At 62.8% G+C, this 25,613-nt stretch carries 21 protein-coding genes; 13 read left to right on the top strand and 8 right to left on the bottom strand.

Features of this window, described 5'->3' with window-relative positions:
* Window positions 1-325 precede the first annotated feature (325 nt).
* Window positions 326-982 (top strand): DUF2625 family protein, encoded by a 657-nt coding sequence (locus AB0H00_RS14160; protein WP_357265664.1) that lies wholly within the window; start codon window positions 326-328, stop codon window positions 980-982.
* A gap of 81 nt (window positions 983-1,063) precedes the next feature.
* Window positions 1,064-1,690, top strand: a complete 627-nt coding sequence (locus AB0H00_RS14155; protein WP_357265662.1) for a suppressor of fused domain protein — start codon at window positions 1,064-1,066, stop codon at window positions 1,688-1,690.
* Between the two features lie 196 nt (window positions 1,691-1,886).
* Here AB0H00_RS14155 and AB0H00_RS14150 read toward each other — a convergent pair whose 3' ends face one another.
* The 3 genes from AB0H00_RS14150 to AB0H00_RS14140 all read right to left on the bottom strand — a co-directional run bounded on the left by AB0H00_RS14150 (window position 1,887) and on the right by AB0H00_RS14140 (window position 4,461).
* The gene (locus AB0H00_RS14150; protein ID WP_357265660.1) at window positions 1,887-2,411 is read right to left on the bottom strand and encodes a thioredoxin family protein; all 525 of its coding nucleotides are present in this window, start codon (window positions 2,409-2,411) and stop codon (window positions 1,887-1,889) included.
* A 394-nt stretch (window positions 2,412-2,805) separates the two neighbouring features.
* Window positions 2,806-3,432, bottom strand: coding sequence for a hypothetical protein (locus tag AB0H00_RS14145; RefSeq protein ID WP_357265658.1), 627 nt, complete (start codon window positions 3,430-3,432; stop codon window positions 2,806-2,808).
* A gap of 396 nt (window positions 3,433-3,828) precedes the next feature.
* The gene (locus tag AB0H00_RS14140; RefSeq protein ID WP_357265656.1) at window positions 3,829-4,461 is read right to left on the bottom strand and encodes a hypothetical protein; all 633 of its coding nucleotides are present in this window, start codon (window positions 4,459-4,461) and stop codon (window positions 3,829-3,831) included.
* Between the two features lie 873 nt (window positions 4,462-5,334).
* Here AB0H00_RS14140 and AB0H00_RS14135 point away from each other — a divergent pair.
* Window positions 5,335-5,619 (top strand): winged helix-turn-helix domain-containing protein, encoded by a 285-nt coding sequence (locus AB0H00_RS14135; protein ID WP_357265654.1) that lies wholly within the window; start codon window positions 5,335-5,337, stop codon window positions 5,617-5,619.
* A 32-nt stretch (window positions 5,620-5,651) separates the two neighbouring features.
* Complete coding sequence (locus AB0H00_RS14130; protein ID WP_357265652.1) at window positions 5,652-7,052, top strand: HAMP domain-containing sensor histidine kinase; 1,401 nt, start codon at window positions 5,652-5,654, stop codon at window positions 7,050-7,052.
* Window positions 7,053-8,281: 1,229 nt separating this feature from the next.
* On the opposite strand, the gene AB0H00_RS14125 is transcribed toward AB0H00_RS14130, so the two are convergent.
* Window positions 8,282-8,788 (bottom strand): Rid family hydrolase, encoded by a 507-nt coding sequence (locus AB0H00_RS14125; RefSeq protein WP_357265650.1) that lies wholly within the window; start codon window positions 8,786-8,788, stop codon window positions 8,282-8,284.
* Window positions 8,789-9,376: 588 nt separating this feature from the next.
* Here AB0H00_RS14125 and AB0H00_RS14120 point away from each other — a divergent pair.
* From AB0H00_RS14120 to AB0H00_RS14100, 5 genes are all read left to right on the top strand, one after another.
* A complete protein-coding gene (locus AB0H00_RS14120; protein WP_357265648.1) occupies window positions 9,377-9,958 on the top strand; it encodes a hypothetical protein in 582 nt (193 codons plus the stop codon).
* An 18-nt stretch (window positions 9,959-9,976) separates the two neighbouring features.
* Window positions 9,977-10,414, top strand: a complete 438-nt coding sequence (locus AB0H00_RS14115) for a hypothetical protein (RefSeq protein ID WP_357265646.1) — start codon at window positions 9,977-9,979, stop codon at window positions 10,412-10,414.
* Window positions 10,415-10,906: 492 nt separating this feature from the next.
* Complete coding sequence (locus AB0H00_RS14110; protein ID WP_357265644.1) at window positions 10,907-12,208, top strand: acyl-CoA desaturase; 1,302 nt, start codon at window positions 10,907-10,909, stop codon at window positions 12,206-12,208.
* A gap of 61 nt (window positions 12,209-12,269) precedes the next feature.
* On the top strand, window positions 12,270-13,187 hold the full coding sequence (locus AB0H00_RS14105) for a patatin-like phospholipase family protein (RefSeq protein ID WP_357265642.1): 918 nt from the start codon (window positions 12,270-12,272) through the stop codon (window positions 13,185-13,187).
* A 183-nt stretch (window positions 13,188-13,370) separates the two neighbouring features.
* Window positions 13,371-14,069 (top strand): DUF1868 domain-containing protein, encoded by a 699-nt coding sequence (locus tag AB0H00_RS14100; RefSeq protein WP_357265640.1) that lies wholly within the window; start codon window positions 13,371-13,373, stop codon window positions 14,067-14,069.
* A gap of 45 nt (window positions 14,070-14,114) precedes the next feature.
* On the opposite strand, the gene AB0H00_RS14095 is transcribed toward AB0H00_RS14100, so the two are convergent.
* Window positions 14,115-15,782: an HAD-IB family hydrolase gene (locus tag AB0H00_RS14095; protein WP_357265639.1), complete on the bottom strand. Its 1,668-nt coding sequence runs from the start codon at window positions 15,780-15,782 to the stop codon at window positions 14,115-14,117.
* Window positions 15,783-16,378: 596 nt separating this feature from the next.
* Here AB0H00_RS14095 and AB0H00_RS14090 point away from each other — a divergent pair.
* The 4 genes from AB0H00_RS14090 to AB0H00_RS14075 all read left to right on the top strand — a co-directional run bounded on the left by AB0H00_RS14090 (window position 16,379) and on the right by AB0H00_RS14075 (window position 20,860).
* Complete coding sequence (locus tag AB0H00_RS14090) at window positions 16,379-16,849, top strand: RDD family protein (RefSeq protein WP_357265637.1); 471 nt, start codon at window positions 16,379-16,381, stop codon at window positions 16,847-16,849.
* A 1,019-nt stretch (window positions 16,850-17,868) separates the two neighbouring features.
* Window positions 17,869-18,888 carry an extracellular solute-binding protein gene (locus AB0H00_RS14085; protein WP_357265635.1) on the top strand — a complete coding sequence of 340 codons (1,020 nt, stop codon included), beginning with the start codon at window positions 17,869-17,871 and terminating at the stop codon, window positions 18,886-18,888.
* A 35-nt stretch (window positions 18,889-18,923) separates the two neighbouring features.
* Complete coding sequence (locus tag AB0H00_RS14080; protein WP_357265633.1) at window positions 18,924-19,118, top strand: hypothetical protein; 195 nt, start codon at window positions 18,924-18,926, stop codon at window positions 19,116-19,118.
* Entirely contained in the window at window positions 19,115-20,860 is a 1,746-nt protein-coding gene (locus AB0H00_RS14075; protein ID WP_357265631.1) for an iron ABC transporter permease, read from the top strand. Before AB0H00_RS14080 ends, AB0H00_RS14075 begins: the two co-directional genes overlap by 4 nt.
* A gap of 141 nt (window positions 20,861-21,001) precedes the next feature.
* On the opposite strand, the gene AB0H00_RS14070 is transcribed toward AB0H00_RS14075, so the two are convergent.
* From AB0H00_RS14070 to AB0H00_RS14060, 3 genes are all read right to left on the bottom strand, one after another.
* The gene (locus tag AB0H00_RS14070; RefSeq protein WP_357265629.1) at window positions 21,002-22,354 is read right to left on the bottom strand and encodes a cytochrome P450; all 1,353 of its coding nucleotides are present in this window, start codon (window positions 22,352-22,354) and stop codon (window positions 21,002-21,004) included.
* 609 nt (window positions 22,355-22,963) lie between these two features.
* Window positions 22,964-23,848 (bottom strand): class I SAM-dependent methyltransferase, encoded by an 885-nt coding sequence (locus tag AB0H00_RS14065; RefSeq protein ID WP_357265627.1) that lies wholly within the window; start codon window positions 23,846-23,848, stop codon window positions 22,964-22,966.
* Window positions 23,849-24,001: 153 nt separating this feature from the next.
* Window positions 24,002-25,357, bottom strand: coding sequence for an acetamidase/formamidase family protein (locus AB0H00_RS14060; RefSeq protein ID WP_357265625.1), 1,356 nt, complete (start codon window positions 25,355-25,357; stop codon window positions 24,002-24,004).
* Window positions 25,358-25,613 lie beyond the last annotated feature (256 nt).

Here is a 25,613-nt window from a genome sequence, read left to right as displayed (position 1 = left end):
CTTCACCGCGCCATACGGTGTGCGCGACACGGCGACCGAGGATGTCGGCGATCCGGAGTTTCATCTAGATTTGGATCGACTTTATTCAAGTCTTGCTTGTGGAGTTCGGCTTGGAGTGATCACGCGGCGACGATCAGGTGGGATTTGGACACCGAGGCCGCGCATGAGATCGAGACCTCGGGTATTCTCCTGCCCGATTTCGTGGGCGATCCGACGTGACGCACCGTGATCAGAGTGGTGTAGGCGGTGGCGCAGGGCGCTCTCCGGCACAGATTTTACAATTAGTTCAGTTCACGAGCGGGCAGATGCTTGGCATGATTGGCTGGTGCGAACGTTCGCGGAGCTGACCGATGTCGATGATCCGGCGTGGCCGTATATTCGTGAGGAGTTCGCGGACGCCCCGGTGGCGATCGAAATACTGCCGGTCCATTCGTTGGACGGTGCGCGATGCCTGCAAGCGTTGCAAGTGACGACGCGGTCCGCGTTGGGGGCGTTGGCATTCAATACCGGTGGCATATTGGTCGATCACGGGTGGTTGCGCGTCCTCGGTGGCGGCAACGCCGCGCGATGGATGGTGAGCTTGGCCGATCTGAACGATCTGTCGGCCGGTCATCCGCCCGCGCTGTTGGTAGGTGTCGATGCCATTGGTGGGCGTTTCGAGGTCAACGGGGCCGACCCAGATGCGTTGGGGCGGCCCGGTGAACCTGGCGATATCTGCTACTTCGCCCCCGACAGCCTGGAGTGGGAACCTCATGTGGAAGGTTACGGTGCCTGGCTCAGCTGGATCGCCGCCGGTGGATCGACATCCTTCTATGAAGGGCTGCGTTGGCAGGGCTGGGAGGACGAGACTCGGCACCTTCGGCTCGATCAAGGTATCTCGATCTACCCACCGTTGAATACCCGGGAGGCGCAGGAGAATCCAGCCGCTACCAGCCGACGACCCGTTCCGCTGTCGGAACTGGGCGCGCTGACAGAGTGGTGACGGATATTCGCCGATGATTTTACCTCGATTTGAGCGTGCGCCGGTCGATTGCAGAGGTGGATCGCCATTACAATTCGTCTGGTGAGTGACGCATTGGGATCGGCGGCCATCGACGACACCCTCCGACGGATCTACGGAGATATCGACCCTTTTCATTTAGGGACAAAACATCCTTTTGCGCTCGGCGGTCCGGACCCGCTGGACGGCATCAGCATTTTCGCGCGTACGGACCCTGCACCGCATTGGCATTACGTCAGCTATGGCATGTCCGAGCTGTATGAAAAGGAATCATCGAATACGGAGGTCTCCGGATGGGGCTTCGAATTCACCTTTCGCCTGGTTCGCCGCACCGAGGACACCGATCCGCCGGTCTGGCCGGCCGGCTTTTTGCAGAATCTGGCTCGGTACGTATTCGAGACCGAAAAGTGGTTCGAGCCCGGTCACACCATCAACGCCAACGGACCGATCGCCGCGGATCGCCCGCACTGCACCATCCGTGCGCTGACCTTCGCCATCGATCCGGAACTCGGCGTAGTCGAAACACCGCACGGCAGTCTTCAGTTCCTGCAGGTCGTTGGACTGACACCGGAAGAATACGCCGCTGCCCAGGGTGGAAAGGCGAAGGCTCTGCTGGACTATCTCGCGCCCTATCTGCCCTTGTACGTCACCGATATCGGTCGCGGACCGCTCGTCACCCCGGCACAGTGAAAGGAGAGTCTCATTGTGTCCGTGCCCGCTGCGCTGTGCGGCGTATACCGCGGTCTTCGGAAGGACTGGGGGACTGGCGGACTCGATCGAGACCGCTCTGAGCAAATCGGGCTACTTTTGATTCAGCTGCCCTGATCGTCGACCTGGACACCGGGGGCCGCTTCCGCCGATAGCGCGCGGGGCGCAGAGCCGTTGTTCATGCTGTCAGAGGTCGTTCAGGTGGGGAGAGTTCGGATATCAGATCGCGGGCCGATCGCGTGCCGAGTACCACGTGCTGGAGGATTCCGTCGTCGAAGATGACCTGGACCGGCAGGTCGGACGCTGAGACGCCCCAGGCCGCGGCGATCCGTGGGGCCAACTCGATATCGACGACTTCGATGTCGACGCGGTCGCCCGTCTCGCGTTCGAGGTCCGCGAGCTGCCGCTGGAGCACTTGGCTTCCAGGACTCGCGTCGGTGCTGAACACGACCAGCCGCAACCCGGGTCCCGCCGGCAACTCGTCGTTCGAGTCGTGCGCGAATTGCTCGGGCCGCCTTTGAATCTGCTCGTAGTGCGAATCGCGCTCCCACTCGACCATCGTCCGCCACCGATTGTCCCCGTCGAAGTAGCTGAGGAAAGCATCCATAACGGTGGCCTTGGACGGAACGTTCACGGTGTAGTGCCGGCGGGGTTCACCATTGCGGAAGTCGAGCCCGAATACGTCGCGGTCGGATAGGTACACCGTTTGAATGTAGGTCTGATCCTCGCGGCCTAGGATCGCTATCGAATTCTCTCCCTCGCCGAGGGATCGAACGAGGTCGATCACTTGTTCGCGGGTGGCGGCCTCTGATACACGCGAGAAGTCGGACATGAGGTACACAGATTATCTCCTGGTGGTGCGAACGATCATTTCCCGGTCGCGAAGTACGGTGGTTGCGTCCGGTGCTGGTTGCGGCGTCCCGACGTCGGGAAGGACTGCCGCCACTCGGATTCCGGGGTCTGGTCAGCCTGTTCCGGCTAGTGCGGTTCCTTCGCTGTGCGCCTGATCTCCGCCCCTCCTGCTCACGCAACAGCCTGGCATTCGACTCAACACCGGACCTCCTGAAATGTCATCAGCCACACTCACGATTTGACGATCACTTAGGGTCACGACAGGGAAGGTATTGTGTGGCAGCGGCTTCGATCGTGATCCAGGGCGGCAGCACCGCCGGGTACCGCATTGCCTCGATAGCCTCCAGCGGATGGGAAAGCCAACCGAACGATCGGTGCGATGATCCATTCATAACTTCGACAGCGCCAGGGTGGACAGCGCCATCAATGGTGAACTTGCCCTCGCCGAGGCCGTCGTGGTGGTAGACGATACTGATGACCACGTTGTGGCGGCGGATCGATATTTCAGCTTGGTTCACGTTACCCCTGCTGCTCTTGACCTCGCGGAGCCGGTCATCGTCGGCATCGGGGACGCCGACGGCACTGCCGGGCTTGCGCCGCAGCTCGGCCTTCGCCCCGTCGACCCCGGACTGTCGCGTGTTTGCCTTGTGCATACGCGTGGTCACGGTGAGGAACGCGAGCTGTCCCCCTTGGGTCCGGAATGTCTTCTGGTTCGAGTAGGTGCACTGCGCGGACTTTTCGTAGTCCTTGTCGCCACTGAAAATGTCGGAGGGCTCGGTGCTATACGTTCCCGGGATGTAGGCGGCGATTTCCCGCGAGCGCGACCCGCGGGAAGCTCTCGCCTTGGCGGAGCGTTCCGTGTCGCTGTACACCGAACTGGCCGAAATGAGCCCGACGTATTCGCACAGCGGCTGTCCGAGGCGGTGGATTTTCTAGGAAGCTGAATTTCCCCGCTTTGGGTGCTGTACGCGGACCGACTACAGACGAGTGCATGGTGGTGGAGAGGAAACAGCCTCTCCACCACCATCTTTGGCATGCCTGTCGGCTTCGGCTGGCGCGTGGAATCGACGGTCTCGATGAATTCGAGGCGATCATCGTCGTAGCGAGGATAGTCAGCGTATCGACATACTGAACCGTCAGAATTGGCGAACCCAGGTCACTGCGGAATTAATCGAAGGTGCCGAGTATCTGGCGATGGTGTGGGCGCGGTTTGCCGAACCGCGCGAATTCGAAACCGACCGGCGGACAAGTGAGAGGGTGGCCGACCATCACCTGATACCGGCGTTCAGTGCCTTGAGCAGGCCGCATACCTTCCATTCGCCATCTTCCTTGACGAGGTCATAGGTCACGTTCTGGGTGTTGGTGCGCCCGCCGACCTTCACTGCGACACTGACGGTGAAGGTGCCCTTGTCGCTTCCTTCGGGCACATCGACGCTCTTCAATGTGGATTTCGCGTCGATCTTCGGCACCCCGGTCGGCGCGGAGCTCGGCTTCGGCGCGCCGTCGGCCTTCGCCAGATCGGCCTTGCAGATCAGGTCCTTCTTGTTGTCACCGCCATTGACGAACGCCTCGGCCACCTCACGTGGGCTGCTGGATGTGCCAGGGATGCCGCCACCGGAGAACAGGAAGTAGCCAACGATGCCGATGACGACCATGAGCACGAAGCCGCCACCGAGAATCAGGGGCACTGCGGCACCCCCGCTCTTGCCGGGCTGCGGTGGGTAGTGCCCGCCGGGCGCCGGTGGGTACGGTGGCTGCCCGTAGGCCTGCGGCGCGCCGTACTGCGGTGGGTACTGCTGTGGAGCACCGTATGGCTGCGGCGGGGGTTGCGCGCCGTAGGGTTGCTGCGGCGGCAATCCGCCGGGTTGGCTGTGGGGGTTGTGGTGTTGTGGGCCAGTCATATTCGAAGTCCTGCAGTTCCTTATCTTCGCCGACGACAGATCGCGGTTTCCGCCTTCGCGATTCAATCATGTCGATCGCGGAACGGTTACCCCGCGGCTGCAGGTTTTACGTTCCTTTGAGATGGCGAGTGCGGCTACTCGTTGATTTTCGCTGTGCAGTCCAGTATTGCTGAAGGAAAATCCCGGGAGCGCACCAGGTTTCGGAGTCGCAGTGGCTACCGCCGCGACCGTGCGCGCCGGGTCTGAATCACAGACGTCGAACAGGCTCCACACGCCGCGGTGTGTGCCGAGCCTGTTCGAGGAGGCTGGTGCCGCTGATCCGGCCGTGGCTGCCGGTACGGCCTGAGGGTGTTGGAGGGCGGGCTACGGATGCCCAAAGAGGTTGGCTGCGAGAACAGCACGTCACTGGCTCCGACATTCGAAGGGGTCGCGACTATGCCTCGCCGGCTGACACGCCGTCACGTCGGTGCCGTCGCTCGACTGACCGTCCTCGACGCGTAGCCACTGCGGGGTTGGTCCGGTGGCGCGGAGATATGCCCATCGCCGCGCTGCGCAACCCCCTACCCGACGGTTGCCGGCAATGGCAAACCCGGTCCTGATTTCGGATTCTGCCGGTGGAATAGTTCGATCGGTCGAATCGCGATGAGTTGGAGATATCAAGCGGCTGTAAAGTATTGGCGATCTCGTTGCGACATCAGCCGCCGGGAAATATTCAAGAGCCATGGTCGAAAACGTGCCTCTAGAGGACGGTCAGAGGTTAGGCGCTCCGACTTCGCACCGACTCGGCGGTGGATTCGAGGTGCGGATGGCCGAGCTGGTGGCCCGACTGGAAAAGGTGACTCGGCGATCACGTCGTCCGGCCCTGAGCCCACTGTGATCGTCACCGGGGATGTGCGGGTGGATCTCGCGGCGCGGCAGGTCGAGGTCGCCGGCGTACCGGTCGAGCCGGCTCAGAAGGAGTCCGATATCGTGCGTGCGCTCGTGGAACGGCCGGGTTCCGCTGTGAGTCGGGAACTGTTGATGGACCGGATCTGGGGTGATGCGCTCATGGCGGTGTCTCGCACGCTGGATGTGCATCTTTCGACTTTGCGTGCCAAACTCGGCCAACCGGAGCTGATCAAGACGCTCCGGGGTTTGGGGTACCGGTGGGCACAATGAGTGCGGGGTGAATTTTGCGACGACGGTTGCTGGTGATCCTCCTGATATTCGCGGGTCTGGCGGTCTTCGGATTCGCGGTGCCGCTGGGAGCCGCCGTATCCACATCACGTACTCAGCAACTGTGGTTCAGCCGCTACGTGGACGCCGAATGGTTCGCTAAGCTCGCCAGCCATGCCATGTCGACCGGTGACCGGCAGTATCTGGATGCCGAGCTGCAGCGCTACCTCCGCCTGTACGGCGAGCGCGTGCTTGTGGTCGACGCCGGTGGTGTCGTGTACGCCAACACCGGAGTGGACGCCGATGATCCGGCGATGGTCGGCATACTGGCCGAGGCTCGCAGCAACCGGTATTCGACACGGCCGCCGCAGCGCCTGCTGACCTGGGATCCGGAGACGATGCTGATCGCCCGCCCGATCGGGGTCGGCATGGACCTAAGGGGTGCGGTGCTGGTCGAGGCGTCGGCGCGGCGGGCGCAACAGGATATCGCCGACCGGTGGTCGTTGATCGCGGTCGCGGCCTGGACGTCGCTGGCGCTGTGCACTGGTCTGGCGCTGGTGCTGAGCCGTTGGATTCTGCGCCCACTGGGGAGGTTGTCGCGGGCGGTCGGGGCGCTGACCGAAACGCTGCCGAGGTCGGATGTGCCCACTCCGCCCACATCGATGACGCAGCCGCATGGCGGGCCGCCGGAAATACGCGATCTGGCGGAGTCGTTCGACACGATGGCGCAGACGGTGTCCGATTCCGTGGAGTCGCAGCGTCAGCTGGTCGCCGATACCGCGCATGCGATCCGGAATCCACTGGCGGCGCTTTCCATTCGATTGGAGGCGCTGCATGCGGTGATTCCGGCGAAAGCCGAGAAGTCGTTCCGGCGGGCCAGTTCCCAGGTCGACCGGCTCGCCGCGATACTCGACGGCCTGCTGCGGCTCGCAGTGGCGGAGACGCCCGATGGTTTCAATCCGGTCCATGCCGAGATGGATTGGCCGAGTCGCTGCGATCTGGGGAAGATCCTCGCGGAGCAGGTGGAGGCATGGGAGGCGGCCTATGAGCGGGCCGGCATGAGCCTGTCCGCGAACACGCTGCCGACGTCTGTTGTGGTGGCGGCGCCCGAGGACGCGTTGGTGCAAATTCTCGATGTGGTGCTGAGTAATTCGTGCCGTTATGCGGGCGAGGGCGCCCGGACGTGGGTGTCGGGATGGGCGGAGCCCGAGTGGGCGACCATCTCGGTGTTCGACAACGGGGTCGGTGTCGCGGAAGAGGAAATCGACAAACTCACCACCCGGTTTTTCCGTGGTAGGTCGGCGCTTCCGGGCGGGTCCGGACTCGGTCTGCCTATCGCGGCGGCACTGGCGCAACGGTACCGGGGGCGGCTCACGGTTACGGCGGCGAGTCCGCATGGACTACATGTGGCCATTCGGTTGCCGATGGCCCGTTGATAGGACGGTGTTCGGCGCCTTCTGCTCATCGGCGAGCACACCACGGCCCGCGTAGCCCAGATCGCCGAGTGTCGACGGGTTCTCATCGATCCAGGCGATGGCCGATTACACCGCCGAGGTCCTGGTGCGCATCAGCTGCCACACCAATCGCGCGTGTCCATCGACTCAGCGGGTTACGTGGGACGGTGCTGGGAGGCAGAGATCGGTCCCGTCCACGTGGTCCTGTTGCTTGCGTGAGCGGATGTCGTGCGGCTCGAGGGCGCCGCGACGGCTGTGCCGGACGCCCTGTCTGCGCTGGACATCGTGTTCTCGCCGACGAAGGCGAGCTGAAATCGTAGGCCGTCGGCGAGCCGAGCCGCCCCGCTGCGGCCAGCACAGGGCTGCCAGGATGAAGAGCACCTCCACGGCGATGACCGTCAGTGCGGCTACTTGAAGGATCGTGATGTGCATGCTCGTTCGTGGTGTTGGGGAGCGGGATTGATGCAAGTTTAATTGCATACTATGCGAATGATGCAAATATTGCGCGCACGTGATGGTGTGGATCGCTGCGCACCGGTGGATTGTCCGGGCTGCCGGGCGACTCCGCCGTAACCTGGAAGCCAAGCACGTCCTGGTAGAAGGCGCGGGACCGCACGATGTCGGCCGCATCAGCCGGATGTGGTGCGGGCCCTGTCGTATTGACAGAGGGCATGTGAATCCCGAAGGGGCGGATTGGATGCGGCGTGACCGGGACCGGACCAGCCGCCGCACCATCGCGCAGGATAGAAGGTCCGGGCGTGATGGAGGCTCGCTGGGATTGGGGTCCTCGACGGTTCGCCCGGCGACTTCGAGTTGGTGGCTCGACCCGAGGTTTCCGTCGCCGGAGGGGCTGAGGTGCTGTCATGCGTCGACGCTACGAGCCTCGCGAAGGGAGCAAAAGTGTCGGATCCGACACTTTTGCCACTGTTCGCGACGCTGTCACCGACGGGAAACTGCCGCACCGGATCAGCCCGACCGTGTTCTTCGTCGCGATCCGAAGCGATCGCCGCGCGGTCACGACATCGAGGATGACACGCGTTCCCGCCTTCGCATGGACGACGGTCTTGCTGCAGTTTTTCGGGTCGGCGAGAGGGCTTCGCGAACTGATGAGTGGGCAACGAAGAATGAGCGAGGAAGGGAAGAGGCCGACTCGGCTGGTGTATGGCCTGGATCCTGGCGGTGTCAGCAGGGGCTTTGCCCAGCCGTGGCCACTATCTGTATGCAGGTACCACTGCTTCGACTTCGATTTCAACCAGCCAGCCAGGAACGACCAGGTCGACTTGCAGTGTTGTACGTGTCGGTCTCGCGGGATTGCGTTCGATCGGCGGTGCGGGCCGGCCGCTACCCAACGGCACCATAGATGTAGCGCCGGTATCGAGGTCGGTATTGGCAAAGAATTGGCGGTAGGCGCGGTTCCAGCCCGCGAAGTCGGCTTTGTCCGAGCCCGGCGGATTCGCCAGGAATGCGTGCATCGCGATCACATCCGTGAGTCTCAGACCCTGGGATTGCAGGTTGGCTCGGATCTGTTTCAAGGCGCTGATGGCCTGCGCTTCGGTGATCGTTACGCCCTGTGGAAGGCGACCGTCGATCAGGAGATCGATGTCGATGTAGCGCTCTGGGGTGCCCTCTGATGCGATCGTGTACAGGTCTTTCGGACCCGTTCCGGCTGTCCTGTAGATAGTCGCTCCGCTGGGCACGGCAATGCCGTCTGCGTACATGGCCTCTGGCTTGCCTGTCTGGATGACTGCGCGGACGTTCGGCGTCCCAGTAGGTGATGACGTCGGGCCCGATGAGCACCCGCTCGCGAGGCCGGCGGTGCTGAGCAATGCCAAGACCGCAGCAATGAGTCGTCTACGCATCAGGATGCCGGCCTCGATTCGGGATTGAATTTTGCCGTCGATCAGCGGTTTCTCCGCCGGGCAGATGGATTATGGTGTGTCCGCATCTGCCGCAGCAAGGTCGGGAGAATGTATTTGCAACATTTTGAGCTGCACGAGAGTGGCAACAATGGCTTGTGGCCACCCACCATAGCAATCCGCACACGATCGCTATGGCGCCCAGCGGTCGGTGCTGAATTGACACTCCCTTGATATTTGCCGAATCGCGACTGGGCCGATGCAGCCCCGGTGGGAAAGGCGTTGGCTCTCTCGGGCTCGCGGCGATATCTCAAGCGACTGTAAATTACGTGATCCCAGGGTGCCACTCGGTCTTTTTCTGGTTAACCTGCCAGGGCTGTCGCAGGGAGGAAGACGGAAAAGGGCCGTGATTCATGGGCTCTTGCAAATTCTCGACGAAAGGAATTCTCAATGAAACGTACGATCTCGGCCGCCATGCTCGCGGGGGGCGTGCTGTCGATGCTCGTATGCGCGGCGCCGGCTACGGCGGCGCCGTCTGATGTGGAGAGCATCAGCTGCGCGGAGTATTCGAGCCAAAAGCTGAGTGGCCGGGTGTCGACCATCAAGGATCTGCTGGAGGCACGGCCAGGGCACAAATACGGGTCGAAGCCCACCACGGTTGTGCGCAAAGTCGACGCCGGCTGCAAGGTGGCCAGGAAGAGGAACGCGGGCGATACGGTGCGGGTCGCCAAGCTCGTGGATGAATTGAACCGGGGCAACTCGTCCTCCGACAGGTCGTCGTCCACTGACCCCTCCTCGCCGAGTGACACGTCGGCATCCGGTGACGCGAACACCAGGTGCTCGGTGTGGTTGAAGATGAAGCGCCCGGAGCAGGCGGCGCTGTTGCAACAGCACCTGGTGCGGCCCGGTAGCAAATTCGACGGTCGGTTCAACACCGCAGCTGCGCTGGTGGACGGTGAATGCAACAAACTCGGCGCCGGCGCGACAGTCGCGCAGGCGTACGACGCCGTGATGAAGAAATACGACAGGTAATCGGAAGGGTTCGCATTCATGCGTCATACTGTCACCATCCTCGCCGCCCTTGTCATCTGTATCGGAGCGCTGTCCGGATGCGGCCAGGACTCGCCGTCGTCCGGAAGTGATAATGCGGCCGCGTCCGAGAGCGCGGGTTCGGATACCTCCGCATATTGCGCCGCGGTCAAGGATCTGGGCGACCTCACCGCGCAGCAGGGCTCGGATGAGCTTGTCATCAAAGCGCGGGAGATCGCCGGAATCGCCCCCGCTGACATCACAGCGGATTGGGAGACTTTCGCCGATGCTCACGAGGCCGTCCTCGATGCGCTGAACTTCGATATCGACCCCTCCGATCCGACATCCTCCCTGGAGCAGATGCAGAAGAAGCAGACCTCCGCTCAGGACAACACGGACAAGTTGGCCAAATCCTCGAAGAATATCGGGGACCACATCACGAAGACCTGCGGCAAGTAGGACTGAAACTTCACGCGCTCCGAGCGACGGGCTCGGGTGCGTGAGTTCATGCGGGGCTGCTGTCGGGTTGGGAACGCAAGCAGTCTCCGGGCCGAACGCGCCGGAAAGGTATAGCCGCACGCTATGCAGCGGCGGCCGAGCAGGCTGACCGGGACGTCGACGGACTTCATGATGGCGTGCGGGCGTGCGTGATCGGCTACCTCGTCGTTTCACGGCGAACAGTAAGTGGCCGCCGAGGTCGGAGAAGGACCCGTCGGCTCCGGCCCGGCTGCTCGGTCGAAGCCCACGGCGTCCGACCGTAACTCGATTCGCCGGATTCGATGCGCCACTCTGGACTCTGGTCGACAAGCGTCCTCGCGGATTTCCGCGGAGATGCTTCTCAAGTGAGTGTAAAAGATCGTCGGCCTACTTGCTCGGTGTCTATGAGTGGTCGATCCTGGATCAAGTTGTGTGTATTCAAATGCTTTGTAAGAGGATCGAATAAGGACACTCGTGGCGATAAACGATATCAAGACATTCGCTCATCTTGCCGAGTCGGATATCGAAACTTTTGCCGCCGAGCTCGATACGGTTCGTCGAGACGTCGAACGATCACTCGGGGTGCGGGACGCCGCCTACGTAACGCGTGTCATCAGGGCGCAGCGGATCCTCGAAGTGGCCGCACGTTCAATGCTTTTCGCGAGCGGGCGCAGACCTGCGTGGTTGGCGGGCACGGCAATACTGGCCGTTGCCAAGATTATCGAGATGATGGAGCTCGGGCACAATATCAGCCACGGTCAGTGGGACTGGATGAACGATCCCGAGATCCACTCCAGCTCATGGGAGTGGGATTTCGCCAGCCCTTCGTCGCAATGGAAGAAGACACACAACCACATCCATCACACGTACACCAATGTGTACGGCATGGATGACGATCTGGGTTTCGCTGTCCTGCGAATGACTCGCGACGAACCATGGCGCCCGGTTCATCTTGCCCAACCTGCGATGGCTGTGGGTATCGCAGCATTCTTCGAATGGGCGATCGCCGTGCACGACTGGGCGGTCACGCGAAGGGTCTCCGGCACACCGGACCGACATCTGCTGTCGACACCGACCAGGGAGCTGGCGCGAAAGTTCGGACGCCAGATCGGTAAAGATCTACTGATCTTTCCCGCCCTGACGGGTAGGCATTTCCGGCACACGCTCTCGGCCAACGCTGCGGCGCTTCTGGTCCGAAATCTGTGGTCCTTTGTGGTGATCATGTGCGGTCACTTCCCCGACGGAGCCGAGAAATTCACGCCAGGAGAGCTCGCGGGCGAGACTCGCGGTCAGTGGTATCTACGACAGCTGCTCGGGACCGCGAATTTCAAGGCCGGGCCAGTGCTGGCGTTCATGAGCGGAAACCTCTGCTACCAAATCGAGCATCACTTGTTCCCCGACCTGCCCAGCAACCGCTACGCCGAGATCGCCGAGCGTGTTCGCGCGCTGTGTGACAAGTACGACATTCCCTATACGACCGGCTCGCTGCCCAAACAGTTCTGGTTGACCTCCCGCACCATCTGCAAGCTCGCACTGCCGGACCGGTTCCTGCGTCGCACCTCCGATGACGCACCGGAGACCAGCTCGGAACGAAAATTCCTCACGGTCTCGCTCGCTTCGACCCGGGATGCGTCCGACTGGCACGGGTCCGACCTGATCACCGGCGAACGGCGTGGTCTTCGAACCGCTCTGGCAGCGGCCCGTTCATCACAGCGGAAGGCGGCACAGGACCGGTCCGGGTGGCGATGGATCAAGTCGGTTGTGGGCACGCATTGACCGAACAGCGGAAGGAAAATCATTGACTCGACAAGGTCCGGTGGTGCGTATTGTCGCCGGGGTGGCTGGTCGCAGCCTCAGCTTGATGGCAGGGATGAACATCGGTGCGGTGGACGCGCTCTCTGCCCGGCGCGCGCGGAGCAGCCGGCAACAGCTGGCGACCGCCCCGTTGCAGCCGGTTGTCGTAGGCGTGAGCGGAGGTGCGATCGGCGGTGCGGCAGTGGCTCTGGGTATGACTCGCGACCATGCACGGCAGATCGCGGTCGATCACCCGGAAGAGAACGTGCTGGGAAGGAAGAGCTTTCGTGCACTGCTGACACGGCGTGCGCTGTACCCCGAGGCGCGAGTTCGCGAACTCGCCTATGCCGTCGTCGGCGACCGCACATTCGCCGACTTCGCTCTCACGTCGCAGCCGCCCGGACCGCGACCGCATGAGACGGCATCGTCGTTGATCATTCCCGTCTACTCGGCAAAACACGGCACACTGCTGCTGCCGCGCGACCTACCTAAGCTGGGCTTGACCGACCTGCCGGTCGCCGACGCGCTGGTCGCGGCGACCCGCATCCCGGGAGCTCTGCCTGCTGCCGCGGGGCTCGAGGACGTCTTCGACGGCGGTTGCCAGTACCGCGTCCCGCACGAGGTCTTCTCCCCGCATCCAGCCTTGGTTCTGGATCTCTACGGACCGCGACCATACAACAGCCGGGGTGGATTGATCTTTCCGCTGCTCCACCCGTCCCTGCGTCCGATTCCCAATCGCCCGCGCCCGTTTCATGACAGGTCCCTGCGCGAGTCGACCATTTTCGCCCACCAGCCGTACGGGTCCGCACTCCAGGCCACAGCACGGGAGCCTGGACAACTCTTCGACTGTGGCTACGATATCGCGACGTCGTGGATCGATTCCCGGACCGATGAGCAACTTCGCAACATAGTCGGCCCGCATGTTCTCGGTCTGTCGGATGAAACTGTCGCGGCTGGTTGAATCCAGCCCATCAGGGCCGACCGGCCAGCGGTAGGTCGAGTTCTGCTCGAGCAGATAATCAGGAGCGAGTACATGAAACGTCGGGCGGCCTTGAGCATGGCTGGTGTGTTCACGATGGCTTCCGTGGTCGCGGGCTGCCGCGCTCATGGAGCCGGCTCAGAGGTCGTCCCTACGTTGCTTGCTATGCCGTTACCGATCGACGGACACGAACCATTGGCCGCCGGTCCCGGCCGGAAATGGGACATCCACGGCAATGCTCAACGGTTTACCGGCAACACCTTCGTATCTCCGATTCCGCGAAACTCGGCGTTCTTCCACGCTCAGATCAAGGCCCAGGATCGGTTGCGGGCCAGCGCATTTTCTCGGCATTACGTCCTCACCCCGTACAACAGCTTCCACATGACAGTGCTCGATGGCGTCAACCAGGACCAGCTGGGCACGGCCGACTGGCCGACTTGGATGGCACACGCGACGTCGACCGTGGACACGAACATCCCATTTCTGCGACGCCTCGAGTCCGCGCGGCTGGACGTGCCGCGCACCGTGACGATGCGAGCCGACGGGCTGCGCGACATGGCCACGGGATTCATCGTAGCCCTGGCACCGATCGACATCGCCACCGCCGAGGCACTCAACCGGTTCCGCGACCAGGTCACTGAGCTACTCGGGCTCAGCCGCACAGGGTTCGGCACTTACCGCTTCCATTCGACGATGGGCTACCGGCTGGTTGAGCCCTTGCCGTCCGAACACGAGGAATTACACGCACTGCAGAACGAGATCACCGAATACTTCGCGGGAGATGCCGGCACCGTGACTGTGGACCCGCTGGCGTTCAACATTTTCGACGACATGCTCGCCTTCCCACAACTGACAGTCCTGTAGAAGCGATTCGGTCGGACCCAACCGGCCGGTTCGACGCTTCGGCGTTCACTGCTGCGCACGAGTCCGGGATTCACCCGCTGCTTCCGTCTGGGACATCGACGTTCTACCGTATTTTTTCGTGCCTGACGTTTTTCCGTGCCCGTGCGAGTACTCGTCATCTTTGCTCGTTCGCCAGTGGGTGAGTGTCTCGTGGTACAGGTTGCGGATCTCTTCGATGTTCTGGTTGTAAGTGTCCGGGTTCCATGAGCTGATGTCGATTGGTTCGAGTACCGCTACATCGATAGTTCCTGGATGGACCAACACCGAACTCCGCCAAAGGATTTCACCGGCGTTCCGGATGACGATCGGGATGATCGGAGCACCTGTTCGAGCTGCGAGGTGAAACGCTCCTTTCTTGAAGGGCAGCAGGTGCGGGGTGGGTGATACGCGGCCTTCGGGCGCTATCGCGACCGAACGTCCGGACTGCAGGTCAGTGACAAGAGGTTCCAGTGTCCGCTTGGCGCGGTCGGGTGCGGACCGGTCGACAAAGATGACTCCGACGAATCGCAGCAGGGAACCGAATATCGGGTAGCGGCGCGCCTTCATGGCGACGACTCCGGTGAACGCGGTTCGGAGCACATAGGGGACGATCAAAGCGTCGATCTGGCTTTGATGGTTGAAGATGAAGACCGCTGGCCGGTGGGCACGGATGTGCTCGGACCCGGTTATCCGCACCCGCACTCCAGCACAGCGAAGCGCAGCGGTGGAAACCCATACATACATTCTGTCGATCGCCGACTGTCGGTCACGACCGAGTGAGCAGACCGCCGCCGCAGCCGCCGCGGCAAGGACGGCAAGAAGCCCGAGGATGGTTCGCACTATGCGGTGGGGGCCTGCGGAACAGCGTGGACGCAATCGCAGTACTCGCCAGCCTCGACGGTCCGCGACGGCGGACAGTCGGCGGCCGGGATTCACTGCGATCGAATTGCCGAAGAGCGACAGCAGCGGGATATCCGACGCTCCGTTGGAGTAGCTGTAGCTGCGTGCGAGTTCTATGCCATTGGCGGTCGCGAACCCCGACACAGCGTCCGCCTTGCGCTGGCCCCACAAGATTTCTCCGTCGACACCGCCGGTCAGTATCCCCTCGGAAACAGCCGTTTCGGTGCACAGAATACGATCGATGCCGAGCTCCCTAGCCGTGGAACGAACCTGAAAGGGCACCGCCGCCGTCGCGATCACGAGTGTGTGGCCGGCAGCAACGTGTGCCCGAACCAACTGGCAGACTTCCGGATACAGGTGTCCGGCAATGAAACGGGAGAATAGCCGATCCTCGATGTCCGTGAAATCTTCCTCCGTGCGGCCACGCCATACCTGAGATATCAGTCGGTGGATGCGGTCGAGGTGGGCGGTGGTCTTCCGGCCGGAAAGTCCGGCGAGCAGTGACCAGATCAGAGTTCGAGATCTCCTGGCTCGCAACGGCATCAAACGACCGGAAAGGCTTCGACGAAACCCCTGCAGTAGGGTGCCGTCGAAGTCGAAGAACGCCCCGACGCTGGAACCCTGGGGGCCGGTCCGGATATCGTTCAGTGTCGCCGCAATGGCCACCTCTTGCAGCGGCAGCGTGTTCAGGTCGTGGACTTCGCCGCGATACCGAGTTCGCCTTCGGCCGTATGCGGTGATCAACGGTGTGGAAAAGATGGACTTGTGGTGCATTCCATCGGGAGATGAATTCAAGAGTCACCTTCGGGGGCCGAAAATGTATAGAACTGTGGAGGGCCGCGATCGCCAACAGAACACCGAAGACCGGGCGCCGGTGGCATTTACGGCCAGATCTTCGACGAGTAGGTGCGTGAGATCTTCATCAGGCCTGCCGCGGCGAGGGCCACGACCGGGAGGATGGCGAGCGGCGAGGTGGCTGCGGTCCTTTCATCTCCGGGTGTGCGATCGTCGGCGATCTTCGCCCCGACACCTTCGGCGTCGCTGCCGAGTCGTCATTTCGGATCGGAAGGTCCCCGAGCGGAGATTCTGGTGGGAGCGGCTCCGCTGGGCAATCAACGGGATTACTATTTACATTCTCTTTAGCATCGGTGCTTCCTGCATCCCGGTGGGCACGGATATGGGACGCTGTCCTGTCGTGCGGCATCGTCCCGCTTTCTGCGCCTCCGTCCCCGACTCGGTCGGGCCGCCGATTTCGGCTCGGTATGCACTGTCTCGCTGAAGTTCCGGCATCATGCGGGCGAATCTCAGCTATGTGTAAAAACACTGGCTGGGTGTCGGGAACCCTTCATTCAAGCGGTGTTCCATGACGGTGTTCGTGGCACAATGCGCAGGTGAGTGTGTCACGCCCAGGTCTTGGAGGAAGTCGGCAACCATACTCGTTTCCGCGGCCGGTGCACGTGCCGGAGGAGGCGAGTGAGGGGCGGTTGGTCTTCGCGGCGATGACGGATGGCCTCTTTGCGCTGGGTGCCTCCTCCGCCATCACGGTGGGCGTCTTCCATTACGACTTCGGCGATCTTGCATTCGTTCCGGTCTTTCTCGGTTGCGCACTGGTGTGCTCGTTCGTCAACCACGTGTTCGGAAACCTGCTGTTCCGCGGCAGTATCGCCAAACTGCTGTTCGGTCTGCGAGTGGTGCGCGCGAAAGACGGTTGCCGACCGGGTTTCTGGCGGTCGGTCGCCCGGTGGCTCACTGGCTTCGTCTTGCTTGCCGTGATGGCGATGGCGGAAGAAGGTGGCGGCGTCGGGCAGGCGTGCGGTCTGCGGACTGTGCGCCGCCGCGACGAGTTCTCCGTTGTCCGGTGAGCGGGTTCCGGGCGGGCGGCGGAGATCGTGTCGACGCACATCGTGATCGCATACCGGAGGTACTGGCATGCAACAATTTTCGGGGAATATCTCGGCGGATCCGCGGCGGGCCGCGGTTGCGTTGTGCGACGCGTACGCGGCAGGCGACCCGAAGGTGGGATCGGCTGAGGCGGCTGCCTTCGCCGTCTCGAAAGCCCAGCCACCGCGCGGAGGGGAGTCGGCAGGATGAGGGGACTGCCGACTCCCCATCATGAGAATACGGTCGCCAAAGGCCATGATGTCCAGTGAAATCCGAGGACTTACAGCAATTTGAGGTGGAGACACCGCGAACGTTTGCACCGGAAGCCGGTCAGCGATGGACATCGTGTTCTCGTCTGCGAAGGCGATCCGGAGTCGTAGGCCGCCGGCGAGCCGAGCCGCCCCGCTGGGGCCAGCATAGGGCCGCCAGTATGGCGAGCATCTCCACGGTGATGACCGTTAGCGCGGTTAGTTGAAGGGTGTTCATGTACATGCCTGTTCGTGGTGGTGGAAGCAACCCTGTAGCGTAATGCAAATCTGATTGCATCAAGCCGGTGTTGTGCAAATCTATATGCCCACGGTTGGGGTGTCGGCTGTGAGCGCAGGCGGTCGGAGTCGAGGCGGTCGGTGGCGGGCGCCGTTCCAGCAGCTCTACGTTGGCGTCGAATACGACGCCGACGTAGAGCTGGTACGAGCACATCGAGTCGGTGACGCGGCGCGGTGGGGCCGGTGCGTGTAGCGCGGCGTTCACCGCCGCCTGATCAGCCGGAGACCACGGGAACTCGGACGCTTCGGCTCGTGTCGACCGCGGTGCGGATAGTGGATGGACAATGTGCGGCCGAAACGTCGAATATCAGACGGCTGTAAAAACTGTCACCTACATCGCCGGGGTGGGACCGGCCGGCCCCGATTCCTTGGAACATGGTTACTCACATGTCTTCCTGCGGTTCGCGTGCCTGGGCTCGCTGCTCCGCGGGCCGGTGAGAGGACGTCACGAACTGATGAAGACCAGACCGGCCGTGCTCGCTCTGCTGATCGTGTTGGTATCGACATTGGTGGCCTGCGGCTTGGCATCGGGGCCGAACTCCACTGCGCTTACTATCTACACCGCGCGCCCGAAAGCGATCGCGCGGAGTGTCGTGGATGCCTTCGAGGCCGCGAATCCCGAATTTCGGGGCCGGGTTCGGATACTCACCCTGGGGGCGAGCGAGTTGGTGCATCGCGTCCGTGCGGAGACGCACCGTCCGCAGGCCGATGTGTGGTGGGGAGGCACGTCGCAACAGTTCACGCAGGGGATACAGGCCGGTGTGCTGACCGAAGCTCGCCGGGATATCGTCGCGCGGGTGCCAGAACGGTACCGAGGGCCGGACGAGCTATGGCTGGCGGAGATGCGCACGGCCGAAATCATCTTCTACAACCATACGATGCTCACAGCGGACGGGGCGCCGAAGGACTGGGACGATCTGGTCACCCCGAATATGCGGGAAAAGCTACTGATTCGCGACGTCGCGGCATCGGGGACGATGCGCAGTATTATCTCCGCCTTGATCGCGCGATCCGGCGATCCGCAGGTCGGGTACGCGTATCTGCGTGCACTGGACCGCAATACGAAAGACTATGTCGCCAATCCCAGCGATCTGTATCTGCGGATCCGGCGTCAGGAAGCGCCGGTCAGCGTCTGGAATTTGCAGGACGTGCTGGTCCAGCGCGGTGCGGGAGCGCCGTTGACGGTGGTGATGCCGGCGTCGGGTGCTCCGATGCTGCCCGACGGTGTCGGCAAGATCAAGAACGGCCCGCACAGGGACGCCGCGGATCTGTTCATGGAGTTTCTGCTCCGTCCATCCACACAACAGATGCTCTCGGACAAATTCTTTCAGATTTCCACGGTCGCGTTGCCAAGGGAGCCGGGGTGGCTGGCCGAGGTGGGGTTGCGCGAGATGCCGGTCGACTGGACCACCGTGAGTCGGGAGGAGTCCGGATGGGTCAATTATTGGGTGCAGAACATCAAAAACCGCGGCTGACCAGCCCGCTCGAATACGGATCGACTGGAGTACGCGTGACATCGATAACTTTCGACCGACAGCACAAAAGATACAGCGCCACAGCCGATATCGGAACGGACACCACCATCGGTGCCGGCGAGAATGTGATCCTGCAGGTCACGGTGCCCGACAGTGCCGTGGGCCAGGGAACCGGGGACGGTACGTCGGTCGGCGTCACCTCCGGACGTCCACAGCTGATGCGGCCGTGACCACGACCACCGCGCACGTGCGGCGCCCCCGGCGGAGGCCGATCGGCCGGCCGCGGTTGCCCGGCAGTTCCGGCGACCGGTTCGTCTATGTGCTCGCGGCGCCGGTGCTCGTGATCCTCGCGTTCCTCGTCGTGATCCCGATGGCCCGCACTGCGGTCGTCAGCGTCGATGGCGACGGCGCCGCCACGAATTACGGCACGTTTCTCAGCGGAGCCTCAGGCACCGCTCTGCTGCTGTCGGTCGGTATCTCGCTGGGGTCGGTGCTGGGTTGCGGCGTCGTCGGAACTCTGTTGGCAATCCTGCTCACGCGCTTCGACTTTCCCGGCCGCCGGACCCTCGAGATCACCGCCCTGCTACCGATGGCGCTGCCCCCACTGATCGGTGCCGTGTCGTTCGTGTTGCTCTACAGCGAGACCGGGATCGTTGCCCGCGGCTTGTCGCTTGTGGTCGGCGCCGATCCCGCGGTGGTTTCGGTGAACGGCGTCGCCGGCGTGCTCATGGTGCACATCTTCACGATGTACCCGTTCTTCTACCTACCGGTCGCCGCTGGCCTGGCCGGGTTGGATTCCTCACTCGAGTCGGCCGCCTACAATCTGGGCGCGCACCGGGTCCGCGTGTGGTGCACTGTCATTCTGCCCATGCTCACCCCCGCGCTGGTATCGGGAACGCTCTTGACGTTCATGATCTCGATGGCATCGTTCACCGCGCCGCAGCTCTACAACGTGCAGACCCTCACCATGCAGATCGTCGCCACGAAAACCGCTGGCAATCAAGAACTGGCCGCGACCCAAGCGACCGTGCTCGCGATGGTGTCGATTCTCTTCCTGGTCTCGATGAAGTGGTACCAGGCCCGCCGCGTGCACCGCAGCCTCTCCAAGGGTGTGCAGCGGGATCGCGTCGTCAGCCACGGTCCGATCCGTTGGCTCGCCGGAGCCGGCTCGGCGGCGCTCGCGATCCTGCTCATGGCTCCGGTGCTCACCGTCGTGCTGGTGTCGTTCTCCGTCGATGGTTCGTGGACCACACAGATCCTGCCGCCGGACTACACGTTCGCCAACTACACGGCATTGTTCACCGATCCGGAGAGTCTGATGCCGATTTCGGTCAGTGTCCAGATGAGTTTTCTCGCGACTCTGGGCGCCATCGTGCTCGGTGTCGCCGGTGCCTACATCGTCGCCCGTTGGCGGGGGCCGGGGCGCAATTCGGTCGACTTCATGATCATGCTGCCGTGGGCGCTGCCCGGCACCATCATCGGCCTCAACCTCGTCACCGCGTTCAACGAGCCGAAACCGTCCAACCTCGGCGTATCCCTTGTCGGCACGCTCTGGATCCTGCCGATCGCCTATCTCGTCCGGTTCGTGCCGCTGGTCTTCCGCTCGACCAGCGCGGCGTTGGAGACCGTCGACCCGTCGCTGGAAGAAGCCGCCCGCAACCTCGGTGCCAGCTGGTGGATGGTGTTGCGCACCATCACCATCCCACTGATCTCGAAGGGAATCATCGGCGGTGCGCTGTTGGCATTCGTCGACGGTGTCGGCGAGTACGTCGCCTCGGTCGTGATCTATCCAGCCAGCTATCCGCCCCTGTCGGTCGAGATCTACAACCGCATCTACTCCTCCGAGTTCGGCACCGCGGCCGCGTACGGGACGCTGCAGATCGCGCTGATTCTCAGCGTTCTGGTTATCGACAACATCCTGCGGCGCGGACACCGCCACACCGAATCCGCAGCGACCGAAACCTTCGCCTGACTAGAAAGTTCCTGATGAAAAGCGATTCACCGCTCCGCGAACAAGCGGCCGCGCAGGCGGAGCCATGGACGAATCCGCTGGACGGACTGGACAGACGAGACTGCAATCTCAGGCCGAGGTCCGTGTGCGACTGGAATCGGCTCAGCGGCTGCGCAGGATCAGTGGCAGCCCTCCTTTGGGCTGACAGGTGACCACATAGTGGGGTACGACCTCGAAATCCGGCTGCACGGCGAACTGAAACCGGCGCGTGAACGCGCTCAGCACCATCTGGGTGATGGTCACCGCCAGCCGTTCTCCGATGCAGACGCGGCTACCCTTGCCGAACGGGTAGTACGCGTGCCGGGTGCGAGCGTCGAACCGCTCGGTGGTGAAGCGCTGCGGATCGAATGTCTCGGGATCGTCCCAGAATCGCGGATCACGGTGCGTGATATGGGGATTGATCACGATCTTGGCGTTCGCGGGCAGCTGATAGGGGCCGAGCAAATCTGGTTCCACGGTACTGCGGAACCAGATCGGGAACGCCGGGTGCAGCCGGAACGCCTCATCTATGACGCGCTTTCCGTACTCGAGACGCGGCAGCTCGGCGAACGTGGGGATCACACCGGTTGTCTCCCGATCGAGCTCGGCCGCCATCGCCGCCACTACCTCCGGGTTTCGAGCGAGCTCGTAAGCAGCCCAGGTCAATCCGGTGGCCGTCGTCTCGTATCCGGACATGAAGAGGGTGAATATCTCGTCGCGCAGCTGCAGATCGCTCATTCCCGCCCCGGTCTCGGCATCCACGGCGTCCAGCAACAATCCGAGGAGATCCTCGGTTTCGGCATCCGCAGCGCGCCGCTCCTCGATGAGCGCGTACACCTCGGCGTCCAGTGCCGCCACCGCGCGGCGGTACCGGACCGCGCCAGGCATCGGGAACCAGCCGGGCAAAAAGAACGTCCATACCTTCGATGAGAGTCCCACGAACACTTGGGAAGTGAGTTCGCGCAGCCGCTCCGCTCGCGCCGTATCGATCGACGTGCTGAACAGTACCCCCAGCACGATCTCGACGTTGAGCTCGATGCAGTCGTCGAGAAAGTTCACCGCCTGGCCCGCGTCGGCCGCGGATTCCCAGCGCTGCACGGCACGCTCGACACACGCAGTGATATGTCCTTCCATCGTCCGCAGCTGCGCGGCGTGAAAGGCCGGTTGCATCAGGCGCCGCTGTCGCTTCCAGTGCTCGCCCTCGCTGGTGACGAGCCCGTTGCCGAGCGCGGTGCGGAACGGTTTCATCAGCGAACCCTTGACATAGTTCGCGGCGTTGGTCACCAGGATCCGGCGCACATACTCGGGGTGGCTCACGATGTAGGTTTCCAGCGGTCCTGCCCCGATCCGCACCAAGCCGTCATGGCGCGCGGCAGCGTCCATGACGAAGCGGAAGGGATCGCGGATCAGGCCGGGCCGGATACCGGCGGAGGGCGGTGTGTGCGTGGTCGGGTCGGGAACAGTGGACCGTGTCATCGTCGGCTTCTCTCGCTACGCGTGAAAGGGGGAGTCCGCGAGCCGTCGGCGCACTCGCCGTCGGCCCATTCTCGTATGTGCCGAGAATATTTGCGCGAGACGGCATCCGAGCGTGCGAGGCGCAGAATTTACCTCCGCTTGATTCCCGAATTTTCCTGGTGCGAGTGCATCCTGGCCTTCCGAGCAAGTCGAACGCCGACTCCGAGTTCCGGCCCTCGCCGGGGTAGTTGTGATTTGAGATCAGTGGAGTGGTGGCTCGCCGTCATCCCGGTGAAAGAGGAGATCATTTGTGACACAATTCGGAACTATCCGATCACGGCAGTGGAAATTTCTCGCCGATTCTCTTGCGCACGTATCGAGTGTTCTGGTCCATGGAAACCTCCCGGCTGTCACCAACACGTACCTGTCGAGCCGGGGTTATTGACGTGCGTAGTAAAAACTGCTGTGCGCGGGATGTTTCGGTCAGTCCCGGGCAGTTGTCGGTTGATCGGGCCGCGACCTGGTAGTCGTTCTGGTGAATGCGCTGGTGTTCTCAGGCAAGGTGATTTAGCCGTAGAACTGGAAATCTCCGTTTCGACCGGGCTGTTTCGGGGACGACTGAGTCGAGCGCTATGAGGCCGGGCCGTAATGTCCTTCGCGTTTGCTACCGAGTGAAACGGCCCGCACCACATGCGGCCCGGCCTCGCCGCCCGTGCTCGGCGCGGGCCGCTCGAGGTAGCGGTCCACCAGAACTGCACCTGTGTGGTCCTCGATCTGGTCGAAGCCGAGCGCCCGCAGCTGGTCGGCGAATTCTTCGGCGGTGAAGAAGCTGAGCCATGGCTCGCCGATTGCGGCGACCCGGTCGACTCTGGCCTGCTGAGAGGTATCGCTGGTGGGCGGGTACAGGTAGTCGATAACCACTCGCGTCGACGCCGACTGCCCGGCGATGAACTCCAGGATGGTGACGATCGCGTCCTTCGTCAGGTACATCACCACGCCGAGCCAGACGAACACGGCCGGCTGCCCGCGATCGAATCCTGCTGTGGACAGCCCTTCGTCGAGGGTTCGGCTTTCGAAATCGACCGGCGCGAAGGTCAGCGAGTCCGGAATGTCGATCCCAGCGGCTGCTAGGCGTTCGCGCTTCCACGCCTGGGTATCGGGGTGGTCGACCTCGAAGACCCGGACGCCGTCGTAGGGATTGCGATAGGCGAAGGTGTCCAGCCCCGCGCCCAGAATCACAACCTGCTGGATACCTTCTGCGACAGCTGTGGCGATGGTTTCCTCGGCGAAGCGGCTGCGCGCGGCGAGGAACATCCGACGTCGACGTTGCAGCATCGGGTCCATCCCGACCTCGTTGAGGATCGCGGTGGCGCGGTCGATCAGTTCCTTCGGACTGGCGCCTGTGATCCGCACGGCCACAGGATCGACGAGAATTCGCGGTTCCGGGGCGATCTGATGGTATGCGCGGGAAAATGCAGTAGCCAGCGCTGTTCGGCTGGGTTCACCGACCTTCATTCATACGAACCTACCCGCTGGCGGGACGCACGGGCCCTGGCGGTGACGCCATCGATTCGGCTGGTCTTACGATGAAGACCAGCGATCGTTCAGTACCGCCGTCCCCCGGGCCGTCAACGACGTTGGCACCGAAGGCACTCACCCTGGTCGGTCTCAGACGAAGTGGGATTTGGAGATCAGCCCGTGAACGCCGACTGTACGGTCCACGACCTGTGAAACGGTGAAGTCCGCGGCGGCGGAGAGGTACGCGTAGGCGGTGGCGCGGTCCATGCCGCGATCGTGTTCGAGGAAGTCGAGCGCGTTGACGACCGCACGGCGCATTGCGACGTTGAGGTCGCTGATCTGGCCGTCGACGGCGCCGTTGGGATCGGACAGGCCGATGGGGATCCACGACTCGTCGGTTTCAGCGAACGGATAGTGGAAGGCGACCGACGGCGCTTCGCCGGAGCCAGGCTTGCACACCGTCAGTCGAAACGTTCCCCGCAGCGACCCTTCCATCGCCGTGAGCGAGACCTCGCCGTCGCCCATCGACATGTGCGGATCGCCGACATAGAACAGTGCGCCGTCCGCGAAAACGGGAAGATAGAACGCTGATCCGATGCCGAGCTGGCGGATGTCGATGTTGCCGCCGCCGAGGGTCGGTGGGATCGAATTCGCGTTCGGTGACGTTGGATCTGTGTCACTCGCGAACGCCACGCCCATCATTCCCATGAAGGGCCGCAAGGGAAATCGCACCTTGGATTTGTCACCGACGGGCAGCACCCCATGTCCGTCCTCGATCGCGGTGAAGGTCGAGACATTGCCGTATTCGGTCGGGGTGCCGTTCGCGCGGCCGTCGCTTGCGATCGGCGGCATCACCTCGTCCAGCGAAATGCCTGCTGGCGCGGCACGATCTGCGGTGACCCCGAGCGCGCCTTTCCCGTGCCGACTGGATACCACTCCGTATGGAACGCGGGGGGTGGCCCCGAGCGTTTCGATCTTGAGAACGTCCCCGGGGCGGGCGTCCTCGACGAAGATCGGACCGGTCACCACGTGCGGGCCGTCCTTGTCGAAGGAGCGCGGGGTACGGTTGTACTCGGCGGCAACGGCGATGGCGTCCTCCAGTACGTCCGACGCGGCCACCCCTTTACTACCGAAGTACTCCACAGGATTACGGCCCTGGTCCTCCAGGATGCCCTCGTGGGAAATGCTGTCGATGGTCACCGTTTCGCCGGACTTTATCCGCATGACTGGAGTGCTGTGTACCGTCGGCACATATCCCCACAACACCTCATCGGGATTCGAGTGCAGGTAGTGAGCGCCAGGGACGTCGCCCCTGCCTGGTTGCAGCACGCCGACAGGAGAAGTCGATGCCGTCGAAACCCCTGCCCCGGAACCGTGTGAGCACGCAGCGGCGGCACCTGCGACCCCTACACCACCACTGATCGCAGCGACGGCTCGCAGAAAACCACGGCGTCCGAGACCTTGCTCCAGCGTTTGAGCGGCGTCGAGCCCGCCATCGTTGTTCATGCTGCTACCTCGTGATCTCGATCGGCGGATGGACACCACGAACCTAGAAGGATCCTGTTGCTGATATGTTTCGGATGTGTGTAATTCATGGGATGATGTCGTGTAATCACTGGACATTTGACCTGACAACCACAAACACAAGGTTTGCTGTTGCCCCGGGGGCGGTGGGTCACAGGCGAATTGTGGTACGGGTGCGGTTGCTGGCGGACGGTTCCGTTTGACGGCGGTCACCTGGTCGGATGTTGCGCTACCAGCC

Origin of the sequence: Nocardia sp. NPDC023852 (genome assembly GCF_040639505.1) — a bacterium.
Taxonomy (GTDB): domain Bacteria; phylum Actinomycetota; class Actinomycetes; order Mycobacteriales; family Mycobacteriaceae; genus Nocardia.
Note: the sequence above shows the minus strand (reverse complement) of the source record. Positions and strands in the feature narration are given on the sequence as shown.